This window comes from Vreelandella neptunia (assembly GCF_034479615.1).
Classification (GTDB): domain Bacteria; phylum Pseudomonadota; class Gammaproteobacteria; order Pseudomonadales; family Halomonadaceae; genus Vreelandella; species Vreelandella neptunia.
In genome coordinates this window covers 1,658,275-1,680,894 of sequence record NZ_CP140255.1, presented here as the reverse complement: position 1 = coordinate 1,680,894, position 22,620 = coordinate 1,658,275, and the positions used below count along the sequence as shown (strand labels likewise).

Genomic DNA, 22,620 nt, shown 5'->3' with positions numbered 1-22,620 from the left:
AATCAAGCAAGGATAGTGGAATAAAACATTCCCAGGTCACGCCTTATCAGCCAAGGTTTCGCGCGCCAGTTCAAGCGCAGCTTCCAGACTATCAGGATCGTTCACCGCCAATCCTTTACTACCCTTCACGATACGCTTATTGAGGCCAGTCAACACCTTTCCTGGCCCGCACTCAATAAATACCTCCACGCCCTGATTCGCCATGGCTTCAACACAGGCGCTCCAGCGCACCGGCTGATAAAGTTGCTCGACTAGCCGCGTGCTCAATGTCGCGGTATCGGCATGGGCCTGGGCATCGACGTTTTGGATGACACTGTAGCGCGGCGCCCGCAGCTCGATAGTTTGTATCGCCTCTGCCAGGCGCTCGGCCGCAGGGCGCATCAATGCGCAGTGCGACGGCACGGAAACCGGCAATGCCATGGCGCGCCTGGCACCGGCCTCTTGGCAAGCAACAATAGCTCGCTCAACGGCTACTTTAGAGCCCGCTATCACCACTTGCCCTGGGGAATTGTAGTTGACCGCTGAAACAACGTCGCCCTGAGCAGCCTTTTCACAGGCGGCTTCAACCGCATCGTCCGCCAGGCCCAGGATTGCCGCCATGCCGCCTTCACCAGCGGGCACCGCCGCCTGCATGGCCTCGCCGCGCAGGCGTACCAGGTTGACGCCTTCGGCAAAGCTCATGACGCCTGCGCACACCATAGCGCTGTATTCGCCTAGGCTATGGCCCGCCATAACCGTCGGCCGCGGCCCTTCCAGCTCTTGCCACACTCGCCAAATGGCGACGCTGGCAGAGAGCAGCGCAGGCTGGGTGCAAGCGGTTGCATTAAGCGACTCTTCGGGGCCTTCTTGGACGACTTTCCACAAATCGTAGCCCAAAGCATCCGACGCTTCCTCAAATGTCGTTCCCACCACACTATAGCGCTCGGCAAGCTCTCGCAGCATTCCAAGCTGCTGAGAGCCTTGCCCGGGAAAAATGAGGGCAAGGGGTTGAGACATGTCGTTCACCTTTGCTCTTGTAGGCATTTGCTCATATGAGCGATAGGCGAGGTTATTGGCACATCCTGATGCCACCTATAAACCCGCAAAAAAGTTAAATCTTTATTATCTGATCATGGCGGGCAAGTGCCATCATTTTCACTTGATGGCGCTTGCCAGCGGCCTGCGATCCGCGCAGGTAAGTTATGTTCTACTTCCTGCAGGGCGCGACGGATAGCGTAGTAAAACCCATCGGCATGAGTACTGCCGTGACTTTTCACTACGATACCGCGCAACCCCAACAAACTGGCCCCGTTGTAGCGCACGGGATCAAGCTCTTGCTTTAAGCGCTTTAACACAGGCTTGGCCAGTAGGCTTGCCAAACGACCACTTAGGCGCGACTCAAACGCCATCTGCACGCGCTCAACCAACATACTCGTCAAGCCTTCGCTCGCCTTGAGGACAGCGTTGCCCACAAAGCCATCACACACCACTACATCAAGCTGACCTTTAAACAGATCACCACCCTCAGCATAGCCCTGATAGTCGAAAGCACTACCACTGGCATACTCACGCAGAAGACGATCAGCCTCACGTACGCTAGCACTTCCCTTGGTGGCTTCAGCACCAACGTTGAGTAGCGCCACGCGCGGCACCGCGGTGCCATCAACGCACTGCGCCATCGCCGCCCCCATCAGCGCGAAATCGACCAGTCGATGGGCAGGAGTGTCCACATTGGCGCCTAGATCCAGCAAGTAACAACGGCGCCCTTGGCGGGCTGGAATCGCAGTACTGATCGCCGGTCGCGAAATCCCCTCGACCATCCCCAGTTCGCGCCTTGCCAAGGCAACAAGCGCCGCCGTGTTACCTGCGCTTACGCCAGCCACCGCCTCACCCTGGGCGACACACTGCAGCATGTGCGCCATGCTCGTTGCCCGGCCTCTGCGCAACGCCCAGGCAGCCGTTGCCCCCTGAATCACGCTATCGGGCGAATCACGCGCCACCAAACGTGACGTTGCCGCAGCCAGAGGCTGCGGCAAGCGCGAAAGCTCAGCAGTAATCTGCTGACGCGGGCCAAACAGAATCAGCTCAAGACCGGGGTGTTCCAACACCGCCCTTGCGGAGCCTGCGATAATCGCATGAGGGCCTTGGTCACCCCCCATCACATCAATCGCTAAGCGCATACCGCACTGAGTCCGTTTAGCCGCTTAGTAATGCAATTGAGGCTTATACCTCAACCACTTTACGACCACGGTAGAAACCGTCTGGAGAAACGTGGTGACGCAGGTGAGTCGTACCGGTTTCTTTGTCCTGAGACAGCGTCGGAGCGGTCAGCGCATCGTGGCTGCGACGCATACCGCGCTTGGAACGAGTTTTACGGTTCTGTTGAACTGCCATGGGGGTTTACTCCAAGGTATTTAAGGTAAAGGGTGCTTATTTTTTGCCTTTCAAGACATTCAGCACCGCGAAAGGGTTCGTCGCTGGCGCTGTATCTGACGCCGCGCCTTCTGTTTTGCTGACCAGCTGCTCCGCCGAGACATGACATTCGGCTTCATCGTGATAGACCACCTGGGGCAGACTGAGAATCAACTCATCCTCAACCACCGTCAGGAGATCCAGCTGTTCCTTTTCCACCAGCACCGGTTCATGACTAGCAGGCAACTCGGCCGCCAAGGCTTCATCAGTGATCATTCCAAGCAGAAAGTCACTGCTCACCTCTTGAGGCAGCGGCACTAGGCAGCGTCGGCAGGCAAGCGCCAACGTCGCTTGCAAGTGGCCACGAATTTCACGACGACCTTGAGCATCGACACCAAACTCAAGCACGACATGACAGTCGCCGGTTTGGTCACCCGCTTCTTCGGCAAGACGTGGCAGCTTATCCAGCGCTACCAAGCCTTCGATTCGTTCGTGGCGGGCTGCGAGCTTATAAGGCTCCACCCGACTGGGGAGTTGTGAGGTCAACATAGGCGCGCAATGATAGGCACTCCCCCTGCTGGTGTCAAAGCTGTCGGTATATTTCTTCATCACTTCCTCAATAAATAACCAACATAGGTCTCAATAAACAGCCGACATGGGCACAATTCGCAGCTTTCGCTACACTCTACTGCTTTGCCGTCCCACGAGCGCAACCGCATTAACCAGGAGTTTTCTGTGACCTCACCCTCCATGACAGCGCCATCGAGCACTCAGCCCTTAAGTGCCCAGCCCTTAAATACTCAGTCCTTAAAGACGGAGCTGGTACTTGCCTCAAGCTCACGCTGGCGGCGTGAGTTGCTGGATCGACTGCAACTCCCCTACCAGTGCCATTCACCGGATATTGATGAAACGCCGCATAATGGCGAAACACCACACGCACTGGTACATCGCCTAGCGCTTAGCAAAGCCAACGCCGTGTCGGCTCACTTCCCCCACCACTGCATTATAGGCTCCGACCAGGTGGCGGTATTTGAAGGCGACATTCTTGGCAAACCCCATACAGTAGAAAAGGCCTGCGCTAACCTTGCCCGCTTCTCTGGCCAGCGCGTCACCTTTCTGACCGGTTTAGCGCTACTGGATACACGCCACCAGCGCCATCAGGTTCATGTCGAGCCCTTCGAGGTCGTGTTCCGCACTCTTAGCACGCAGGAGATCGAAAACTATGTGACCAAAGAGCAGCCGCTAGATAGCGCTGGCAGCTTTCGTATGGAAGGCCTTGGCATTGCGCTGTTTGAAAGACTGGAAGGCCGTGACCCCAACGCTCTGATTGGGCTACCGCTGATCGCGCTCTGCGACATGTTGCGCCAAGCGGGCCTTGATCCGCTTGGCGCGCCCTAACCAATACGCCCAGGACGAGGATTGGCGATCAGAAACTAAGCGGGGTGTTAGGCGCCCTAATGCCCAGCACTTCGGCGGTAACCTCGGTAAAACGCCGAGTAAAGCGCTCAAATGGATCAAGACTCGGCGTATAGTCCACCCAGTCGATATTACCTACTTGATCGCGAGACAGCTGTTCAAGGCTACCTAGCTGATCGACCAACCCTAGTTCGAGGCTCTGCTCACCACTCCAGATCAGGCCTGAGAAAATGTCCGAGCTATCACTGAGCCGTTCGCCGCGCCCCGCCCGGACGTCATCGATAAACTGGCGATGAGTTTGGCTCAGCACGCCTTGCCAAAACGCCTCTGCCTCATTATCCAGCGGCTGGAATGGGTCTAAAAAGGCCTTATTCTCTCCTGCGGTGAGTACGCGGCGCTCAACGCCAATTCGCTCTATCGCCTCCTCAAAGCCAAAACCAGCGTAAATCACACCAATCGAGCCCACTAAGCTCACCGGCGAGGCAACAATCTCATCTGCCGCTGCAGCAATGTAATAAGCGCCGCTGGCACCGACATCCTCAATCACCGCAATAATTGGTTTATCACCTTGCTCACGTAGGCGCATGATTTCCGCATAGATACGCTGAGACTGAACGGGGCTTCCGCCGGGGCTATTAATGTGCAGCACCACGGCAGCAGCGCTTTCGGCATCCCAGGCTCGGTTTAACCCTTGGATGATGCGCTCCGCATTGGCTGGCGAATCGCTAGCAATCACCCCATCAACCTTAACAATGCCCAAGTGGCGCTGGGTGGGCGTTGCGACACTTGGCGAATCCCAGAACAGGCTATAAAGCGCGGCAGACAGCGCCGCCAGGACAACAGCGAGAAACATCAGCCGGAAAAACAGCTTCCAGCGCCGAGTCCGCCGCTGCTCGGTCAAGACGCCGTCTATCCAGTGATCCATCATTTCCAGCTGCGCTAATCGCTGGCGTTCGCGCAGGGTTTCGGCATCATCACCTGGCGCCCCCGGAGACTGCTTAGCTCCCTTACCAGGTGGAACTTCGGGCCCTTCAGTCCAAGGATCTTCCTTGAACTCGTTGGTCTGGTCGCTATTAACCGGGCCATCATGACCCTCTTGTGCACCCTCTTGGCGGGTTGGATCGTCACTCATAAAATGTCCTTATAACCGATCAAAAAGCTCGTCAACGCTATGGGCAATCCACTTTGGCTCGCTCATTGCCAAGCGCTCAGGCGTATGCACCCCATAGCTTACACCCACCCGATCCATTCCCACTGCCCTAGCCATTTCCAAGTCATACTCGGTATCGCCGACCATTACCGCCCGCTCGACCGGCACCGCAAGCTCAACCAACAACTCTGAAAGCATCTGTGGGTGCGGCTTGGAACGAGTTTCATCCGCGGTGCGGCTGGCATGAAACCACGCGCCACTGCCAGTCTCAGCAAAAATACGCTCAAGTCCGCGACGACTTTTACCTGTTGCGACCGCTAAACGCTGCTGCTCATGCCCGCGCAAACGGGCGATATGAGCTTCGACACCGCCAAAAAACGCCATCGGCGTGGCGTCGGCCTGCACAAAGTGGTGCGCATAACGTTCGCGAAGCCGCTCTGCCTGTGCAGGTAAAATACCTGGACAAAGCTGGGCAATTGCCTCGGGTAGCCCCAGGCCAATAATATCTTCCACCTCAGCCGCTGTAAGCGCCCCCCACTCAGCCTCTAAAGCAGCCGCCTGCATACACGACACAATCCGCGGCACCGAGTCCATCAAGGTGCCGTCCCAATCAAATATAATTAACTCATACTGCATGGCAGCTCCCTGTAAAAGGCAACGCGGTGAAAAAGAAGTTATTGACGGGCGCGCTTGAGCGTTTCTTCCAGAGCTTCTGGCAACGGCGCCTTGACGGTAACCGGGCGGCCGTTAGTAGGCTCAGGAAAGGTCAGCGCTCGCGCATGAAGGAACAGACGCCCCAGCCCTAACTGCTTGGTGAGCAGACCACTTTCACGGGTAGCGTACTTATCGTCACCTAATAACGCATGGCCTGCGTGGGCGGCATGTACGCGAATCTGGTGGGTACGGCCCGTGACCGGCTCAGCCTCTATAAGGGTTACTTTTTCGAAGGTTTCGACCACTGAAAAGTGGGTGCGCGACACTTTCCCGTTGGGATCTACCCTTACCCTCCGCTCGCCGTTACCGGCATCAAAGCGGTCTAACCGAGCACTCTCATAGGTTTTCCGCGCAGGCCAGCGCCCACTGACCAGGGCCAGGTAACGCTTATCCATGCCATGCTTTTTCAGCGACTCGTTCAGCGTCACCAGCGCATCTCGCGACTTGGCCAGCAGCAAACAGCCGGATGTATCGCGATCCAAGCGGTGAACCAGTTCCAGAAAGCTTAGATCATCGCGCACCTGGCGCAGCGCTTCTATTAAACCAATTTTAACCCCGCTGCCGCCATGCACCGCCAAACCAGAGGGTTTGTTAAGCACCATCCAATCGGGGCCTTCCATGATAACGCTGCCTACCAGCAGGTCGCGCAAATTATCACTGACTTCCTTCACCGCTTCGCGAGGCGCCAAACGCAGCGGCGGAACGCGTACTAAATCCCCCGCTTGCAAACGGTAATCCACCTTCACACGCTTTTTATTAACGCGCACTTCGCCTTTACGCACGATGCGATAAATAAGCGCGCGAGGCGCCCCTTTAAGCCGCGTCATGAGAAAATTATCAATTCGCTGCCCTGCTTGCTCCGGGGCGATATCCACCCACTGCACTTCACGCCCTTCGGACATTACTACTTACTCCTGCTTAAAAACGGCATTCTAGCGTAGACCCAAGGGCATTGCGTCAATTGCTGGTCGTAGTCTTTACTGTTATATTCGAAATCGTTCACCAGCTAAGCGCAGAAAGCTGTCTTGTCTAGCGCTAGTGACTAGCTGTTCGATAGCTAATTGATTAAATTTGTTAGCAGAGAGCATCACCGCTGAGCTTGGTTAATGCGCCTGCCCGACTAACACGCAGGCCTGAACGCAAAAACGGCACCAGTGTACGCATTGCCCGTTTTACAGTATTAAAACTGATCTTAAAAATGCAGTAACTCTGCCGCCCGTGTTTATGCCGGCAGAGGAAAGTAAGCCTTGCCCTCAACGGCAGGCAGCAACTAAACAACGCCACGCCCTGAGCAGCTCCGCCTTATTCGTCACAAGGCGATGACTGACTCCGGGCGAAAAGTTCAACGCTGTGCCGGTGGCCGGCGTTGGTGAATCGATGAATGCCAGGTGTTGGCGGTGTCAGCAGGGCCGGATGGACGTGACAGCCACCGGAACACGTCCTGCCTCCGCCACGTACTCAACGCCCTATTGGCCGGGTTGGCGATGACGCCTTCCCGGCTTGACGCGTCAGCATTGCAATGCGCCGAGCACAAGCACGCAGCACCCAGCGATTCGCCTACGTCACCCAATAGGCAGTTCGCCGGCACGCAACGCTATGCGAGACACTATGAAACGGATGCTTATCAATGCGACCCAGCCCGAAGAGCTGCGTGTCGCTTTAGTTGATGGACAACGCCTATACGATTTAGATATCGAATCCGGCGCAAGAGAACAGAAAAAAGCCAATATCTATCGCGGCAAAATCACCCGTGTAGAGCCCTCCTTGGAAGCCGCCTTCGTTGACTACGGCGCCGACCGACACGGCTTTTTGCCCCTCAAAGAGATCTCTCGCGAGTACTTTGTCAAAGATGTTTCCGGACGTCCGAGCATTAAAGAAGTGCTTAAAGAGGGCCAAGAGGTCATCGTCCAGGTCGATAAAGAGGAGCGTGGCAATAAAGGCGCCGCGCTAACTACTTTTGTCAGCCTGGCTGGGCGCTTTTTAGTATTGATGCCCAATAATCCGCGTGCGGGCGGTATTTCTCGCCGTATCGAAGGCGACGAGCGCAGCCAGCTCAAAGACGCCATGGGCCAGCTCACCGTGCCGGATAAAATGGGCCTGATTGTGCGCACCGCGGGCATCGGTCGTAACCCGGAAGAGCTACAGTGGGATTTGGATTACCTCGTTCAGGTGTGGGAATCGATCACCACCGAAGCCGCCAAGCGCCCTGCCCCGTTCCTGATCTACCGGGAATCCAACGTCATCATTCGCGCCATGCGCGACTACCTACGCCAGGACATTGGCGAAGTACTGATCGACAGCCCCGAGATTCACGCTGAAGCGCTGGCCTTCATCCGCCAGGTGATGCCCTCCTATCAGCAGAAGATCAAGCTCTACGCGGACGAAGTCCCGCTATTCTCGCGCTTCCAGATCGAATCACAAATCGAAACCGCCTATCAGCGCGAAGTGAAGCTGCCTTCTGGTGGCTCGATTGTGATCGACCACACTGAGGCGCTGGTCTCCATCGATATCAACTCCGCCCGCGCCACCCGGGGCAGCGATATCGAAGAGACGGCACTACAGACCAACTCTGAAGCCGCCGACGAGATCGCCCGCCAACTGCGCCTGCGCGATATTGGCGGTTTGGTGGTGATCGACTTTATCGACATGGGGCCTGCGCGCAACCAGCGTGAAGTTGAAAACCGCATGCGTGATGCCCTCAAGCTGGATCGCGCACGGGTGCAAATTGGGCGTATTTCACGCTTTGGCCTGATGGAAATGTCCCGCCAGCGCCTGCGTCCCTCGCTGGGGGAAACCAGCGGCGTGGTCTGCCCGCGCTGTAATGGCCAAGGCACCATTCGCGATGTTCGCTCGCTGTCGCTGTCCATCATGCGTCTGATTGAAGAAGAGGCGATGAAAGAGAACAGCGCGCAAATTCGCGCCATTCTGCCGGTACCCGTGGCGACTTACTTGCTCAATGAAAAACGCAGCGTGCTGGCAGATCTAGAGTCTCGCCAGAATGTTCGCGTAGTACTGCTGCCCAATCCTGACATGGATACGCCTCACTACGACGTACAGCGCCTGCGTGATGATCACCTGGACGAGGATGACACCCAAAGCCTATCGAGCTTTGAGCTCTCCACCGATACCGAAGTAGGCAAAGAGCCGACACCCAGCTTCGTGCCGCCCGCTCAACGCGCCGAAGCCGCCGTCAAGAGTGTTACCCACAACGCTCCCGCGCCGGCATCGCTGCAAACGGAAGAGAAGGCGCCCGCTGCAGCTCCAGCGGTCAAAGCAGCACCTGTGACCAGCGAACAACCCAGCGTTATTGGGCGCTTTATCCGCGGCTTCGCCAAGTTGCTCGGTAGCGACGAAAGCAGCGCCGAAGCCACGCCAGAGCCCAAGGTTGAAACACCCGCGCCGCGCAAGCCAAGCGAGCGCAAAACCAATCAACGCAGCGGCGAGTCGCGGCAAAAGTCGTCGCGTGGCGAGCGAGGCGACAACGCCAGCCGTAATGAGTCGCGCAGCGATAACAGCGCCCGCCCCGAGCCCAAAGCTGAACAAAAAACTGAACAGAAAGCCGAGCAGCGCAGCAGCACACCGCGTCCTGCCAGTGACGACAGTAGTGATAAGCGTAGCGGCCCCAGCCGTACCCGAAACCGCCGTCGTCACCCCCAGCAGGACGACGCTAACGGTCAAGAATCAGCCAAAGCGCCTCGTAAAGAGAACCATGCTGATAGCTCTTCTAGCTCTTCCAAAGATAGCTCTTCCAAAGACAGCGCCACCAAAGAGGGCTCTAAAGAGAGCACCAGCGGCAGAAGTGCAGCGCAGAAAGAGTCACGTCGTGATGGTGGTGACAAAAACCGCGACAGTCAGCGCGATGAAACGGCCAAGAGTTCAGAGCCCAAGAACGTCGAGACCAAGCAGGATGACGGCAAGCCGAAGCGTACGCGTAATAACCCGCGTAACCGCACGCGCACCCAGGCGATCAATCCCCAGGCAGAAGCTGAGCAGTTAAAACTGCAGGCCGAGGCTCAGAGTGAAGCGCCCGCAGTGACACCAGAGCCAGCCGAAGCCCCTGAGGCAGAAGAACAGGCACAGGTGGCTAAAGCAGCGACAAATGACACAACGATTGCACTAGGATCGGACTCGGACGTCACCGCTCAGCCAGAAGCGGCAGCAGCCGATGCGCCTGAGCCCAACGCCGAGCAAGCGGACGACGCAACGACCGCCGATCGGCCCGTGGCAGAAAACGCTAAAGCGCGCAAGTCGACGCACCAGCGCCGTCAGCCTAAAGCGGCTTCACCAACGGAGCAAACGTCAACTGCCGCCACCGTTGAGCAAAATGAGGCCGTTGCAAAGACAAGCGAACCGGAGGCCACAGCCAGCGAAGAGCCGTCAGCGCCATCTGAGGAGACCTCAGCAACAGCCAAGGCCAACGCAGAGCCGACTGAAAGTGAGAAAACCGACGATAGCCAGCAGCCCAGTGCTAGTGAACAGGCAGCGCCTGAAGCCATCGAACCGCCTGCAGACAACGCCGTTGACCCAACGGCAACTATTGAAGAGGCGGCCTCCCCGGCACCTTTCAATAGTGCGGATACGGATCAAAGCAGCGACGAGCGTCAGCCCGAAGAAGTTTCAGCTAAGACCCAAACCCGCCAGGAAGCGTCAAACCCAGAGGTTGCTGAGAGTACTTCTGAGAGCGCTTCTGAGAGTGTCTCCGCAGCCCCTTCAACTGAAGAGCCTGCCAACAGCGAGCCGCAGCAAGACAGCGCAGAAAAAGGTGATGAGCCTAAGAGTGTTAAAGACACAAACGCTGAAGACAGAAGCGTTGAAGAAAAAAGCGCTGAAGAGAGTAGCGCTGAACCTAAGAGTTCTGATGATAGCTCTGACGGCGGTTCTGACAATAGCTCTGAAAAGAGCAGTGACGAACTAGCAGCGACTGAAACACCTGCGACTGAAGCCACTGCAGCTGAAGCAGACGCTCAGCCGGTCGCCAGTGAAGCACCCGCTGAAGCCACAGTAACGGAAGAAGCGCCTAAACCGCGCCGTCGCCGCACCCGGGCCCACAACGACCCACGTGAGAAGCGCAAACAGGCGCAGCAAGACACACGCTCCGAATAGATCGGTTCACCGTGTTGTAGTAACAAAAATCCCCGCTTCGGCGGGGATTTTTGCGTTATGTGCACCTTAGAGGCAGGGCATAGAAATTAACTAATAGAAATTAACTAACAGGGATTAATTAACCGCGGCTCGGGCTCTAAGCGCACCCCAAAGCGTGCCTCGACTTGGTCAGCGATATAGCTAGCTGTTTTCATTAGCCCCTGACGATCACCGCCGCCAAAGTGCACCAGCACCAGCGCTTGATGCTGGTGTACTCCGAAGGCACCATCACGCATCCCTTTCAAGCCACACTGGTCGATTAACCACCCCGCCGCCAGCTTTGTTTGCCCTCCTTCCTGTGGGAAATGGGGCATAGCAGGATACTGCTGCAACAACTGCGCTGCCAGCACATCAGCTACCAGCGGATTTTTGAAGAAGCTCCCCGCATTGGCCAGCACCTGTGGGTCGGGCAGCTTCTCGCGTCGAATACCACATACCGCTTCGGCTACCGCCAGCGGCGTGGGAGAGCTTGCTAAACGTGCAGCGAGATCGCCATACCCTAGCCGGGGGGCAGGCGTGGGTGACAAACGCAAGACTAGCTGAGTGATCACAATACTACCTGCCAACTCGCCTTTAAAAATACTCTCACGGTAACCAAAGCCGCACTCTTGCGCGCTTAGCCAATTTACCCGCCCGGTGGCAAGCTCCATTACCTGCACCGCTTGCAGCGTATCGGCAAGTTCAACACCGTAGGCACCAATGTTCTGCACCGGCGCAGCACCACAACTGCCGGGGATGAGCGCTAGATTTTCAATGCCCCACAGGCCGCGTGCAGCAGTCGCCATCACCAGCGTATGCCAATTAACCCCCGCCCCTACGTGGGCAAGCACCTGCCCTTGACGCTGACTGAGCCAGTGCTGTTGCAAATCAGGCCGCACCACCAAACCTGGTAGTGCCTCGGGAAGCAGAACATTGCTGCCGCCACCGAGCAGCGTGACGGACCAGCCTTTATGGCGTGCCTCGGCTACCGTTTGGCGTAGTGCTGTTAATGTCTTTGGTGACGCGAAGCGCTCTGCTTGGCAGGGGAGCCTAAGTGTATTAGCGGCGGACAAATCCACATTGCTGAGAATATTCATCTGTGCAGCCACACCATTAGCCCCATTACAGCTCTCGCTTAAGGTGTCGAATCAGCCCTTCTGATGCAGCTTCAATCATATCTAGAACCTTCTCAAATCCCTCATCACCGCCAAAATAAGGGTCTGGGACTTCAGCACCGGGGGTACCAGCAAAATCTAAAAACAGCCCAACATGCGCCTGGCTATTGGCAGGCTGCAGCTCGCGCATGGCGCGTAGATTGTCCTGATCCATGCCCAGCACGTAGTCGAATTGGGTAAAATCGTGCTCGCTTAGCTGGCGGGCACGCAGGTCGCTTATATCGATACCGCGCAGTAGTGCTGCCTGCTGGGCGCGGGCGTCTGGGGCTTTGCCCAAATGCCAACTGCCGACGCCGCAGGAGTCTATCTCGACCTCATCGGCCAACCCTGCTCGCTCAAGAGCACGACGAAAAACACCTTCGGCGGTCGGTGAACGGCAAATATTGCCTAAACATACAAATAATACTTTCACGATAGCTCCTTAAAAACTGAGCTGCCCAAGCAAGCGCCCGCCCCTGCGCTAAGTCGGCAACGCCCGAACCCGCGTTAGGCCAGCAGCGCCCGAATCCGCGCTAGATCCTCGGCCGTATCAACACCGGCGGGGTTTACTTCGCAGGCCAATGCCACTTGAATAGCGTGACCATTCTGCAGCGCACGCAACTGCTCGAGCTGTTCAAGCTGTTCGAGGCTTGAGGCAGGCCAGTCCCGATAGGCGGCTAGAAAGCCAGCACGATACGCATACAACCCGATATGGCGCAGCCAGGCATCGGTTGCCAGCATGGACGGTGGCGCTTTGAACTGCTCACGATCCCAGGGGATGGGCGCCCGTGAGAAATACAGCGCGCGGCCTTGCAGTGTGCGCACGACCTTGACCACGTTGGGATTAAACAGCGTGTCCACGTCATTGATAGGCTCCGCCAGCGTGGCTATCGACGCTTCAGGATCATCGGCTAGGCGCAGCGCCACCTGGTCGATCAGCGCGGGAGGAATCAGCGGCTCGTCGCCCTGCACATTCACCAGGAGCGCATCATCCGTCAATGCCAATATATCAGCCACCTCGGCTAAGCGGTCGGTGCCCGATGGGTGATCGTCGCGGGTCATGATCACTTCGGCGCCGTAGGGCAGCATAGCATCACGAATACGGCTATCGTCTGTTGCCACGACCACTCGGCTGGCGTGGCTTTGGCAAGCACGGCGCCATACGTGAGCAACCATCGGTTCCCCGGCAATTTCAAGCAGTGGCTTGCCGGGCAGCCGGGTAGAGCCATAGCGGGCAGGTACGACGACGGTAAAGTCAGGCACCTTGAAATTAACCATTTCATCAGCCATGTCATCAAAAACGGCCATTAAGCGTCTCCTGAACGCTCTTGAGGACGCCCTGGAGAACGACCTGGTGAACGCCCTTGTGAAGTGTGCAGCTTTTCATCGGCATCCATCTCGCGAGCCTCTTCCGGCAACATCACCGGAATCCCCTCTTTGATCGGATAGGCAAGGCCATCGTAGTGGCAGCGCAGCTCTTGAGCGTCGCGGTCATACTTCAGCTTACCGTTGCACAACGGGCAGACCAGCATTGCCAGCAGTTCCTTATCCATGCGCGTATCTCCTTTAGGAAAGTGCCGACAGCCGCGCTGCCAGCCAGTGCTCAAATTCGGGTGGAAGGGTTGCCTCCACATCTAATACCCAACTGTTAGGCGGGGCCAGGGCGTAACACTTAACGGCATCTTTAGCGGTCATAATCACTGGGCGGGTATCTGCAAAGCTTAGCGCGTCCGCACTAAAGTGCTGGTGATCGGCCAACGGGTGGCACTCGCCCTCAACACCCAACGCGGAGAGTGTACGAAAAAAACGCTCGGGATGCCCGATACCTGCCACCGCGTGCACCGGCAGCGTAAACGGCAGTGGCGCAAGCGGAAAACGTGCGCCGTCATCAAGGCGGCGCCAGCATAGCGGCGCCAGCTGCATAGTGGTGGCTGACTGCAGAATAGACGGAGTAAGCGGCAGAGAGGGCTGTGATTCGCCGTTGACGATCACCGCGTCAACACGCTGCAACCGGCTGGGCGACTCGCGCAGCGGCCCTGCGGGCAGGCAGCGCCCGTTGCCCAATCCACGGGCACCATCCACAACCACCAACTCAATATCTCGATCCAGCGCCAAGTGCTGCAAACCGTCGTCGCTCAAGATAATATCGCAGCCCTTTTCTACCAGTGCCTGAACGCCGCGCACACGATTAGGATCTGCGACCACCGGCACTCCCGTCTGCTGAGCCAGCATCAGCGGCTCATCACCGCTTTCGGCAACGTTAGTGTCAGCAGTGACCAGTAGCGGGTAACTGGGCGCTTTTCCGCCATAGCCGCGGCTAACGATACCTGGCGTCCAGCCTTGGGCCACCAGCCAACCAGCTAGCCACGCCACCAGCGGCGATTTACCCGTCCCTCCCAAGGTGATATTGCCTACCACGATAACCGGCACCGGCGCCCTCCATGTGACTTTTTTGCCACTAGAGTACTCCCGCTCCCGCCGCGCCATGGCCCACTGGTACAGCGCCCCTAACGGCCTCAGCGGCGATAGCCAGCGGCTGCCCTGGTAAGCGCCCCGTAGCCAGCGCTCTGACAGCGTTGTCTTGGCAGAGCTCATCACAATCGGCTCATATCAAAATGCTCATATTGATAGCCTCATGGCGCTTCTTGAAACTGCAGCTGATGTAGCGCTGCGTAGGCGCCATCGGCTTCCAGCAATGCCTGATGCGAGCCCTCTTCGATAATACGTCCCTGATCCATCACCACAATTCGATCAGCCCGCTCGATGGTGGAGAGGCGGTGGGCGATGACCAGCGTGGTGCGCCCCTCACAGACTCGCTCAAGGGCTTTTTGAATATAGCGCTCGGATTCAGTATCCAACGCGGAAGTGGCCTCATCCAGCACCAGTAGCGGCGCATCCTTGAAGATCGCCCGGGCAATCGCCAGCCGCTGGCGTTGGCCGCCCGAGAGCATCACGCCATTTTCACCCACGGTGGTGGCATAACCATTAGGGAGCTTATCGATAAACTCATGGGCATAGGCGGCTTCAGCCGCAGCCTGAACAGCCTGGGGATCAGGGTTGGCCACCCCGTAAGCAATATTATCGGCAATCGAGGCGTTAAATAGCGTTACCTGCTGCGACACCAGGGCAATCTGCTGGCGCAGTGGGCCAAGCGCGTATTCGTCAACATTAATGCCATCGATAGTAATACTGCCTTGGGTGGGGCAGTAAAAACGCGGCAGCAAACTGACCAGAGTGGACTTGCCGCTCCCCGAACGCCCGACTATCGCCACCAGCTCGCCCGGCGCTATGCGTAGATTAATATCGTGCAGAACTTCAGGCTGGTCGTCGGCGTAGCGGAAGCTAACATGATCGATCACGACATCGCCGCTTAAACGGCTGGCGATGTGTTTGCCACTATCCTCTTCAGGGGTCATATCCAGCAACCCGAAAAGCTCTGACGCGGCCGCCAGGCCTTTCTGAATTTCACCGTTAATCTCGGTCAGTTGACGTACCGGCTTGATCATCAGAGCAGCCGCGGTAATAAAGGCCACAAACTCACCAGGCGTCATGTTCTCCATCAGCGAGGGTGCCATGGCCAGCCAAACCAGTAGCGCCATGGAGATGGCCACCAACATTAGAATCACAGGGGAACTGACCGCACGGGTCATGGCTTCTTTCATACTTTGGCGGCGATTCTCTTCGCTTACCCGCTCAAAGCGCTGTTTTTCATACGGCTCAGCGCCGTGGGTGCGCACTACCCGGTAGCCCGACAGCGCTTCCGAGGCAATGTGGGTGACATCGCCCATGGAGTGCTGAATGCGTTTTGAAATGCGCCTAAAGCGCTTGCTGACGTAGCTCACCACCACGGCAATGATCGGCGTCACGCCCAAAAATAGCAGCGTTAGCATCCAGTTAGTCCAGAGCAGATAGAGCACCAGGCCGACGACGAATAGCCCTTCACGGAGAATAATCGTCACCGCTTTGGTCGCCGCCCCAGCGACTTGCTCAACGTGGTAGGTCACCCGCGATACCAGTTGACCGCTGGAGTGATGGTCAAAAAACCAGCCTGGCAGATGGAGTAGATGAGCAAATACGTCGCAACGTAGGGTATGAATCACGTAGCGACCCACATAGGCCATGAAGTAGGTGCTTAAAAAAGTACCTACCCCCCGAGCGGAGAACATAATAATCACAAACAGCGGTAGAAATAGCCGAAACGCTGCATCTGGGTTTTGAATGCCATCAATCAAGCGCTTCATCATTTCCGCAAGCGCCGTACTCGATGCGGCGTAAACCACAAAGCCCACTATCGCTAGCGCAAAAGCCCGCCAATGCGGTTTCACATAGCCCAACAACCGCTTATAAATACCCCAACCTGAATCAGTCACACGCGCTCCTAGCCTAGACCCTAGGGCCCATAGTATGCAGTGCGGGGAATTCTACCTGATGGCGACGCGCTTCAACACTGGTTGCGTCTTCCTGGCACTGGTCGCGTCGTTTCGATCTGGATGGGCTGGGCGGCGTTTAGCCAAAAACGCAGTGCGCCGTCATGGGCCGTGCTCCATAGACAGCTGCCCTGCTGGCGAAAACGGCGCACGACGGCATCCACCGGATGTTGAAACGCATTACTCCGCCCGGCGCTAAATATTACATGCTCAGGAGCGATGGAACGTACGAACTGGATACCCGAGCTGGTGCCGCTACCATGGTGCCCTGCCACCAAAACTCGGACAGGCAGCTCCACCTCACGCAGAAAGCGACGCTCTACTTCAGTGGCCACATCTCCGGTAATCACCAGTCGCTGTTCACCAACGCTTACCTCTAGCACGCAGGAGCGGTCGTTGGCAGATAAATCGTTATCACCCGCGGGCGGCCAGAGAATACGGTAACTCACCCCGTCACGCTGCCATGTTTGCCCACGCTGACAAGCAATACCGGCAACTGGCAGCGCCTCCCCCGCAGGAGTCATCCACTGGCTGACCCCGTGGTCGGCTAACAATGCCTCAATACCACCCGCATGGTCATTATCAGCGTGGCTGACGATCACTTGATCAAACTGCTGGCCCGGCGACCACAAGGTCTCCAAGGGCATAAAGCCACTACGAAAGCGCGGGCCGGTGTCGTAGAGCAGGCGATAATGTTCGCTACGCAGCTCTATCAACTGCCCCTGCCCCACGTCATGGACGCTGACTCTGAGTGCATTGGGGGGAATCGATGGCGGAAGCGACCACCAGGGCAGCGCAACGATCAGCGTGGTGGCTCCCAGGCGTAAACTTGGTAGCACGGCAGGCAGCCCCCAGCATAACGACAATAGTAGCAATCCACAGGCAAGCGGATATGCTAACGACCGATCAGGTTCCCATAGTGGCCAACGCTGCACAGCAAACGTCAGCAACAGGTGAAAAACGCTCAGCGCCTGCTCAAACAGCTGCCACACCATCTCTCCCACCATGGGAATAGGTGACAGCAGCCACCCCAGCAACGCCGTTGGCACCATTACCGAGCTCACCCAGGGTACGGCGGCTAAATTGATCAATGGAGCGGCGGGGGCCACTCGCCCAAAGGCCACCAATACGGCGGCAGCCATTAGCGGGGCCAGCAGCAGTTGCGATCTCACCAGCGCCCAGCACCAACCCTTTATCCCTTGAGGGCGCTGCCGCCCCTGCCAAATAATAATCAGCCATGCCACCGCCACAAACGACAGCCACATGCCAGGTCGCCATAGCGCTAGCGGATCGACTATAAGTACCACCCCGAGTGCCAGCCACCAGCCCTGCCAAGCCCCTGGCGCATGCCGGCCACTCAGCACCCACAGCCCGATCAATGTCATCACCATCGCCCGCATAGCCGGCGGCGCCATCCCGGCAAGGGTGGCGTAACTGACACAGGCTAGCGCTGCCAACCACCACGGCCAGGTGCGCATACGCCAGTTGGTGGGCGTTGCAAACCGAGCGACTGACTTGGCTAGCAGCAGTACAAATGAGGCCACCAGCCCGACATGCAAGCCTGAAATTACCACCAGATGCGTGGTGCCGGTGGCATTCAGTAGCGACCAGTCGTCTTGGGTAAGCTGTTCGCTATCGCCTAACGTCAATGCGGCCAGCCAGCGCTTGGTTCGCTCGTCGAGCGGCTGACGGGCTAAAAAATCCAGCGCTAGCTGGCGCAACGAGGGATCAGCAGACGAGAGCCGAACTGGCGCTGGCTCCTGGCGCAGGTAGCCGGTGGCATGGATTCCCTCACGCCACAGCCACTGCTCATAATCGAAGGTATCAGGGTTGGCAAAGCCACTTGGAGGACGCAAGCCCAGCGTCATTTGCCACCGCTCTCCGGGCTTAAATCGCTCATCGCTATAAGCGGTTATGCGCACCTTAGCGAGCGAGGAACAGCTGGGGCGTTGTACCGGACTATTTGCAGAGCTTTGGCATTTATCAACGTTTAACAGCAGACGCGTGGCGTTACCCACCGGCTGGGCGGTCAACACGGTTGCTTCAATGGCAATATCTTCTCCGCTTAGACCCGCCGGTAAGCGACTCCCCCATTCACCTTGTACGCTAATAAAGACCCAAGCGCCGATTAGCAGCCATATACCTATGCGTGGGCGCCACCCCATTCCCAGCAACGCGGCTACCAACACCCAGCCAAATGCGTTTGGAGTCACCCCTGCGGTGTGGCAATACCAGGCAAACATCCCCCCTGCGAGTGCCGCAAGCGCCGCTGGCATGGCAACACCTAACCGCATAGAACCCTCTCTGCTGACGCTTCATTGATGGCCTAGCATAGCCGAAAGGCAGCTCGATATGGATAATGAGCCACATCGATAGGCAAGAGTATCCGTCATGCCGCGCAGATTCCTGCAGCGCTACATGCCCAAACCCGACACTATCAGGAAACAGCGCTCGCTACGCTTTATGGCACCGCTGATTGCAGACCCGGGTTTGTGGCTTTTAACTCGCCGAAGCGTTGCCAATGCATTCAGCGTGGGCGTGTTTTGCGCGATGCTGCCCATCCCCTTTCAGATGGTCGTTGCCGCGCTGGGTGCGCGCCTAACACGCTGCAATTTAGCCCTCTCTGTGGGCTTGGTATGGATTACTAATCCATTAACGATGCCACTGATTTTTTACGGCAACTACTGGATTGGCACCTTTCTGCTCGGCGCCCCTGTACGGGAGGCCCCCTCGCGTATTTCAACTCGCTGGATCGCCGAACAGATGCACGACATTATGCCGCCGCTGATCGTCGGCTCGTTGGTAACAGCGCTCATATTAGCGATTGTGGTCAATATTGGCATTCGCTTGATCTGGCGCTGGCACGTCTCCCATAACTGGAAACGCCGCCGCCAGATACGTCGGCAGCGGCGTGTGCAGATAGAAGCTGAATTTGACGATAAGGTTTAATGAATGATCCCGACGGTTAAAGCGCCGGGGCCTGCTCGACCAACTTACCCGCATCCAGTTTAAGCACGCGGTCTTGATGGGCCGCCAGGCTAACGTCATGGGTCACAATCACGAACGCACAGGCGCTCTCTTTGGCCAGTTCATCCATTAGTGCCAAAATAGTCGCCGCCGTGGTTTGATCCAGATTGCCCGTGGGCTCATCCATCAGCACCAGGCTAGGATCGGTGACCAGCGCCCGGGCGATGGCCACGCGCTGACGCTCCCCGCCGGAAAGCTCACCCGGCTTATGATCCGCCCGCGGCTGCATGCCTACCCGCTCGAGTATCTGCATAGCCCGCTGCTCGGCCGCCTTTTTCGACTGACCGCGAATAATTAGCGGTAACGCCGCATTTTCGAGTGCAGTGAATTCCGCCAACAGATGGTGGAATTGATACACAAATCCGATGTAGCGATTACGAAAGCTGCCAAGCGCCGCTTCATTCAACCCTGATAGCGGCTCACCGGCAATAATCACACGGCCTTCACTAGGGCGATCAAGACCGCCCAGCAGATTTAGTAGTGTTGTCTTCCCCGAACCCGAGCTGCCCACGATGGCCACCCGCTCCCCGGCGCGCACCTGCAAATTGAGCTTGTCCAGTACCGTCAGATCCTGGGGGCCTTCGCTGTAGGTTCGTGTCAACGACTGACAATCGAGCATTACCGCCGCCTCTTGCCCAGTATTGATGGGCCCAGTATTGATGGGCTTAGAATTTATAGCCGTCGAATTCATAGACATCGTGTCATCCTTGTTCCTGAAGCCGTTATTCATAGCGCAGCACATCCGCCGGCTGAACTTTTGCCGCCCGCCAAGCGGGATAAAGTGTCGACAGGAACGTCAGACCAAAGGCGGCCAAAACGATACGACTGACATCATTCCACTGCAGGCGAGAAGGAAGGTCGCTAATAAAGTAGACCCCAGCATCCAAGAACTGGATCCCCAGCGTTCCTTCCACCCAGCCAATCAGATCGGCAATGGTCAGCGCCAGCACCACACCCACGGCTACCCCAATGGCGATACCGATAAAGCCGATGGCCATGCCCTGAACAATAAAAATCCCCATAATCGAGCTCGGTTTAGCACCGATCGTCCGCAGAATGGCGATATCCGCGCGTTTATCGGTGACGACCATGACCAGCGTCGAGACGATATTAAACGCCGCCACGGCGATAATCACCGTCAACAGCAGCGCGATCATGCGCTTTTCCATCTGTATCGCCTGGAAAAGATTGCCTTGAGAGAACGTCCAGTCGCTACCCCGATACTCCGGGCCAAGCTCATTGAGAATCGCCTGGGTCTCGCTACTGGCGGCAAACAGATCATCCAGCTGTAGACGCAGCCCGCCAACCGCATCACCCAGGCGCGCCAGGGTCTGCATATCTTCAATATTGGCGTAAGCCAAATTAGCGTCTAGTTCGGCACCGACGCTAAAAATACCGCTAACGGTAAAGCGTTTTAAGCGCGGAAAGACCCCCGCAGGGGTAATCGATGCTTCAGGCACCAGCAGCGTCACTCGATCGCCCACGCCAACGCCCAGGTTGCGTGCCAGCATTGAGCCCAGCACCACATGCCACTCACCGGGCACCAGATCGGTCAATTCACCTTGGCGCATATGCTCACCAATGATCGACACTCGGTCTTCCCACTCCGGGTTGATACCGTTGACCATGGCCCCCTGATTACGTCCACCCACGGAGAACATACCCTGCTGCTCAACGTAAGGCGCCGCACCAATGACCCGCTCGCGCTGCATCAACTCTTCGGCTAATGTCTCCCACTCCACCATGCCTACTCGGGACTCAATTTTAGCGTGAGGCACCATGCCCAAAATACGCGTGCGCAGCTCATGGTCGAAGCCGTTCATCACCGACAGCACCAAAATAAGTACGGCGACCCCAAGCATTAGCCCCAACATCGAGGTGAGCGAAATAAACGAAATAAAGTGGTTCCGGCGTTTAGCGCGCACGTAGCGCAGCCCCACCAGAAAAGGCAAACGATCAAGCATGGCGTCATTCCTTATCAATAAGCGCTCATGGTACGGTTTTTTTAGTCTCTCTGCATGTTCAAACGGCCATTAGAGCGGCCTTCGCCGTGAGCGTTCAGAATAAAAACGTTACGCTTGCAACTTGCTCCGCCACGCCCTACATTGCGCCGATTTACTGCTGACCGTGGGGCTGCGCTTTAATGACGTATCGTTTGCTACCCGAATGGTATCCCCAAGATGGGATACAACTGACCTGGCCACGCCCAGAAGGCGATTGGGCGCCTCTGCTTGCCCGTATCGAAGCCACTCTCGAACGCATTGTGATTGCCACCGCGCGCTATCAGCGCGTGTTGATTTGCGTGCCAGACGAACTAACCAAACAGCGCTTGGCCGATACTTTTCACGCCTACGCTGTGCCCGCTGAACGCCTGCAGCTTATTGTCGCACCCACCGACGATACCTGGGCGCGGGATCATGGTCCGATCAGCGTGGTCGATGAAGATGGCCAATTAGTGATGCTCGATTACATTTTCACCGGCTGGGGTGGGAAATTTCCTGCTGAGCACGATAATCGCCTCACCCAGTGGCTTGCTGATGCAGGCGCTTGGGCATGCCCGGTGGCCTCTCGTAACCTGGTACTGGAAGGTGGTGGTATAGAAACCGACGGTGAAGGCACCCTGCTCACCACTGAAGCATGCCTGCTTAACCCCAATCGCAACCCCACTCTCTCTCGAGCAGAGGTAGAAGCGCAACTTGGCGAGGACTTCGGCGTTGACCGTGTTTTATGGCTTGCTAACGGCCATTTAGAGGGCGACGACACCGACAGCCATATTGATACCCTGGCTCGCTTCTGCAACCCAACTACCATCGCCTATGTGCGTTGTGACGACCCCAACGACCCGCACTACCCGGCCCTGGCGGCGATGGAGCAAGAGCTGCAGGCTTTCCGGCAACGCAATGGCGAACCCTACCGGCTTATTCCGCTGCCTTGGCCCCAAGCCTGCTTTGACCCGGAAGATGGCCACCGCCTGCCCGCCACCTACGCGAATTTCCTGATCATCAATCAGGCCGTACTGGTGCCTACCTACGGCGATCCGGCGGATGTCACCGCACTGAGCGCGCTAGCGGTTGCTTTTCCCGAGCACACGCTAATTCCGATTGAGTGTGTAAGCGTTATTCGCCAACATGGCAGCCTGCACTGTTTAACCATGCAGCTGCCAAAAGGCACGCTTGCCCGGGGCACGCCTGCCACGACCGCTATTTGCTAGAGGAGTCAC

The 22,620-nt window shown here is 57.2% G+C and carries 20 protein-coding genes; 4 read left to right on the top strand and 16 right to left on the bottom strand.

Annotated elements, in window-relative coordinates; translation table 11 throughout:
• Window positions 1-36: 36 nt before the first annotated feature.
• From fabD to SR894_RS07660, 4 genes are all read right to left on the bottom strand, one after another.
• Window positions 37-996: an ACP S-malonyltransferase gene (gene fabD / locus SR894_RS07675; protein WP_133730502.1), complete on the bottom strand. Its 960-nt coding sequence runs from the start codon at window positions 994-996 to the stop codon at window positions 37-39.
• 113 nt (window positions 997-1,109) lie between these two features.
• Window positions 1,110-2,159: a phosphate acyltransferase PlsX gene (plsX, locus tag SR894_RS07670; protein ID WP_133730501.1), complete on the bottom strand. Its 1,050-nt coding sequence runs from the start codon at window positions 2,157-2,159 to the stop codon at window positions 1,110-1,112.
• A 43-nt stretch (window positions 2,160-2,202) separates the two neighbouring features.
• The gene (gene rpmF, locus SR894_RS07665; protein ID WP_007114757.1) at window positions 2,203-2,373 is read right to left on the bottom strand and encodes a 50S ribosomal protein L32; all 171 of its coding nucleotides are present in this window, start codon (window positions 2,371-2,373) and stop codon (window positions 2,203-2,205) included.
• Window positions 2,374-2,409: 36 nt separating this feature from the next.
• Window positions 2,410-2,940, bottom strand: coding sequence for a YceD family protein (locus SR894_RS07660; RefSeq protein ID WP_133730720.1), 531 nt, complete (start codon window positions 2,938-2,940; stop codon window positions 2,410-2,412).
• 186 nt (window positions 2,941-3,126) lie between these two features.
• Between SR894_RS07660 and SR894_RS07655 the strand changes: the two genes are divergently transcribed.
• Entirely contained in the window at window positions 3,127-3,789 is a 663-nt protein-coding gene (locus SR894_RS07655) for a Maf family protein (protein ID WP_244286486.1), read from the top strand.
• 28 nt (window positions 3,790-3,817) lie between these two features.
• Here SR894_RS07655 and sppA read toward each other — a convergent pair whose 3' ends face one another.
• Genes sppA through SR894_RS07640 form a run of 3 tightly spaced genes read right to left on the bottom strand, consistent with a single transcriptional unit; the run spans window position 3,818 to window position 6,573 of the window.
• Window positions 3,818-4,939 carry a signal peptide peptidase SppA gene (sppA, locus tag SR894_RS07650; RefSeq protein ID WP_133730500.1) on the bottom strand — a complete coding sequence of 374 codons (1,122 nt, stop codon included), beginning with the start codon at window positions 4,937-4,939 and terminating at the stop codon, window positions 3,818-3,820.
• A 9-nt stretch (window positions 4,940-4,948) separates the two neighbouring features.
• Complete coding sequence (locus SR894_RS07645) at window positions 4,949-5,593, bottom strand: HAD family hydrolase (RefSeq protein WP_133730499.1); 645 nt, start codon at window positions 5,591-5,593, stop codon at window positions 4,949-4,951.
• 38 nt (window positions 5,594-5,631) lie between these two features.
• Complete coding sequence (locus SR894_RS07640; protein ID WP_071692872.1) at window positions 5,632-6,573, bottom strand: RluA family pseudouridine synthase; 942 nt, start codon at window positions 6,571-6,573, stop codon at window positions 5,632-5,634.
• 706 nt (window positions 6,574-7,279) lie between these two features.
• On the opposite strand from SR894_RS07640, the gene rne reads away from it, so the two are divergent.
• Window positions 7,280-10,774: a ribonuclease E gene (gene rne / locus SR894_RS07635; protein WP_133730498.1), complete on the top strand. Its 3,495-nt coding sequence runs from the start codon at window positions 7,280-7,282 to the stop codon at window positions 10,772-10,774.
• Window positions 10,775-10,878: 104 nt separating this feature from the next.
• Here rne and murB read toward each other — a convergent pair whose 3' ends face one another.
• From murB to SR894_RS07600, 7 genes are all read right to left on the bottom strand, one after another.
• On the bottom strand, window positions 10,879-11,889 hold the full coding sequence (gene murB, locus SR894_RS07630; RefSeq protein ID WP_133730497.1) for a UDP-N-acetylmuramate dehydrogenase: 1,011 nt from the start codon (window positions 11,887-11,889) through the stop codon (window positions 10,879-10,881).
• A 25-nt stretch (window positions 11,890-11,914) separates the two neighbouring features.
• On the bottom strand, window positions 11,915-12,379 hold the full coding sequence (locus SR894_RS07625; protein WP_133730496.1) for a low molecular weight protein-tyrosine-phosphatase: 465 nt from the start codon (window positions 12,377-12,379) through the stop codon (window positions 11,915-11,917).
• A gap of 74 nt (window positions 12,380-12,453) precedes the next feature.
• Complete coding sequence (gene kdsB / locus SR894_RS07620) at window positions 12,454-13,254, bottom strand: 3-deoxy-manno-octulosonate cytidylyltransferase (protein WP_133730495.1); 801 nt, start codon at window positions 13,252-13,254, stop codon at window positions 12,454-12,456.
• Window positions 13,254-13,499, bottom strand: coding sequence for a Trm112 family protein (locus tag SR894_RS07615; RefSeq protein ID WP_133730494.1), 246 nt, complete (start codon window positions 13,497-13,499; stop codon window positions 13,254-13,256). Before SR894_RS07615 ends, kdsB begins: the two co-directional genes overlap by 1 nt.
• 13 nt (window positions 13,500-13,512) lie before the next feature.
• Complete coding sequence (lpxK, locus tag SR894_RS07610) at window positions 13,513-14,541, bottom strand: tetraacyldisaccharide 4'-kinase (protein ID WP_133730493.1); 1,029 nt, start codon at window positions 14,539-14,541, stop codon at window positions 13,513-13,515.
• Window positions 14,542-14,579: 38 nt separating this feature from the next.
• Entirely contained in the window at window positions 14,580-16,316 is a 1,737-nt protein-coding gene (gene msbA / locus SR894_RS07605) for a lipid A export permease/ATP-binding protein MsbA (RefSeq protein WP_133730492.1), read from the bottom strand.
• Window positions 16,317-16,387: 71 nt separating this feature from the next.
• Window positions 16,388-18,667, bottom strand: a complete 2,280-nt coding sequence (locus SR894_RS07600; protein WP_223288169.1) for a DNA internalization-related competence protein ComEC/Rec2 — start codon at window positions 18,665-18,667, stop codon at window positions 16,388-16,390.
• Window positions 18,668-18,764: 97 nt separating this feature from the next.
• Here SR894_RS07600 and SR894_RS07595 point away from each other — a divergent pair, with 97 nt between their 5' ends.
• Window positions 18,765-19,322, top strand: coding sequence for a DUF2062 domain-containing protein (locus tag SR894_RS07595; protein ID WP_133730490.1), 558 nt, complete (start codon window positions 18,765-18,767; stop codon window positions 19,320-19,322).
• Window positions 19,323-19,338: 16 nt separating this feature from the next.
• Here SR894_RS07595 and SR894_RS07590 read toward each other — a convergent pair whose 3' ends face one another.
• Together SR894_RS07590 and SR894_RS07585 are read right to left on the bottom strand one after the other, a co-directional pair.
• On the bottom strand, window positions 19,339-20,019 hold the full coding sequence (locus SR894_RS07590) for an ABC transporter ATP-binding protein (protein ID WP_133730718.1): 681 nt from the start codon (window positions 20,017-20,019) through the stop codon (window positions 19,339-19,341).
• Between the two features lie 103 nt (window positions 20,020-20,122).
• A complete protein-coding gene (locus SR894_RS07585; RefSeq protein ID WP_133730489.1) occupies window positions 20,123-21,364 on the bottom strand; it encodes a lipoprotein-releasing ABC transporter permease subunit in 1,242 nt (413 codons plus the stop codon).
• A gap of 179 nt (window positions 21,365-21,543) precedes the next feature.
• On the opposite strand from SR894_RS07585, the gene SR894_RS07580 reads away from it, so the two are divergent.
• A complete protein-coding gene (locus SR894_RS07580) occupies window positions 21,544-22,611 on the top strand; it encodes an agmatine deiminase family protein (RefSeq protein ID WP_133730488.1) in 1,068 nt (355 codons plus the stop codon).
• The last annotated feature ends 9 nt before the right edge of the window (window positions 22,612-22,620 follow it).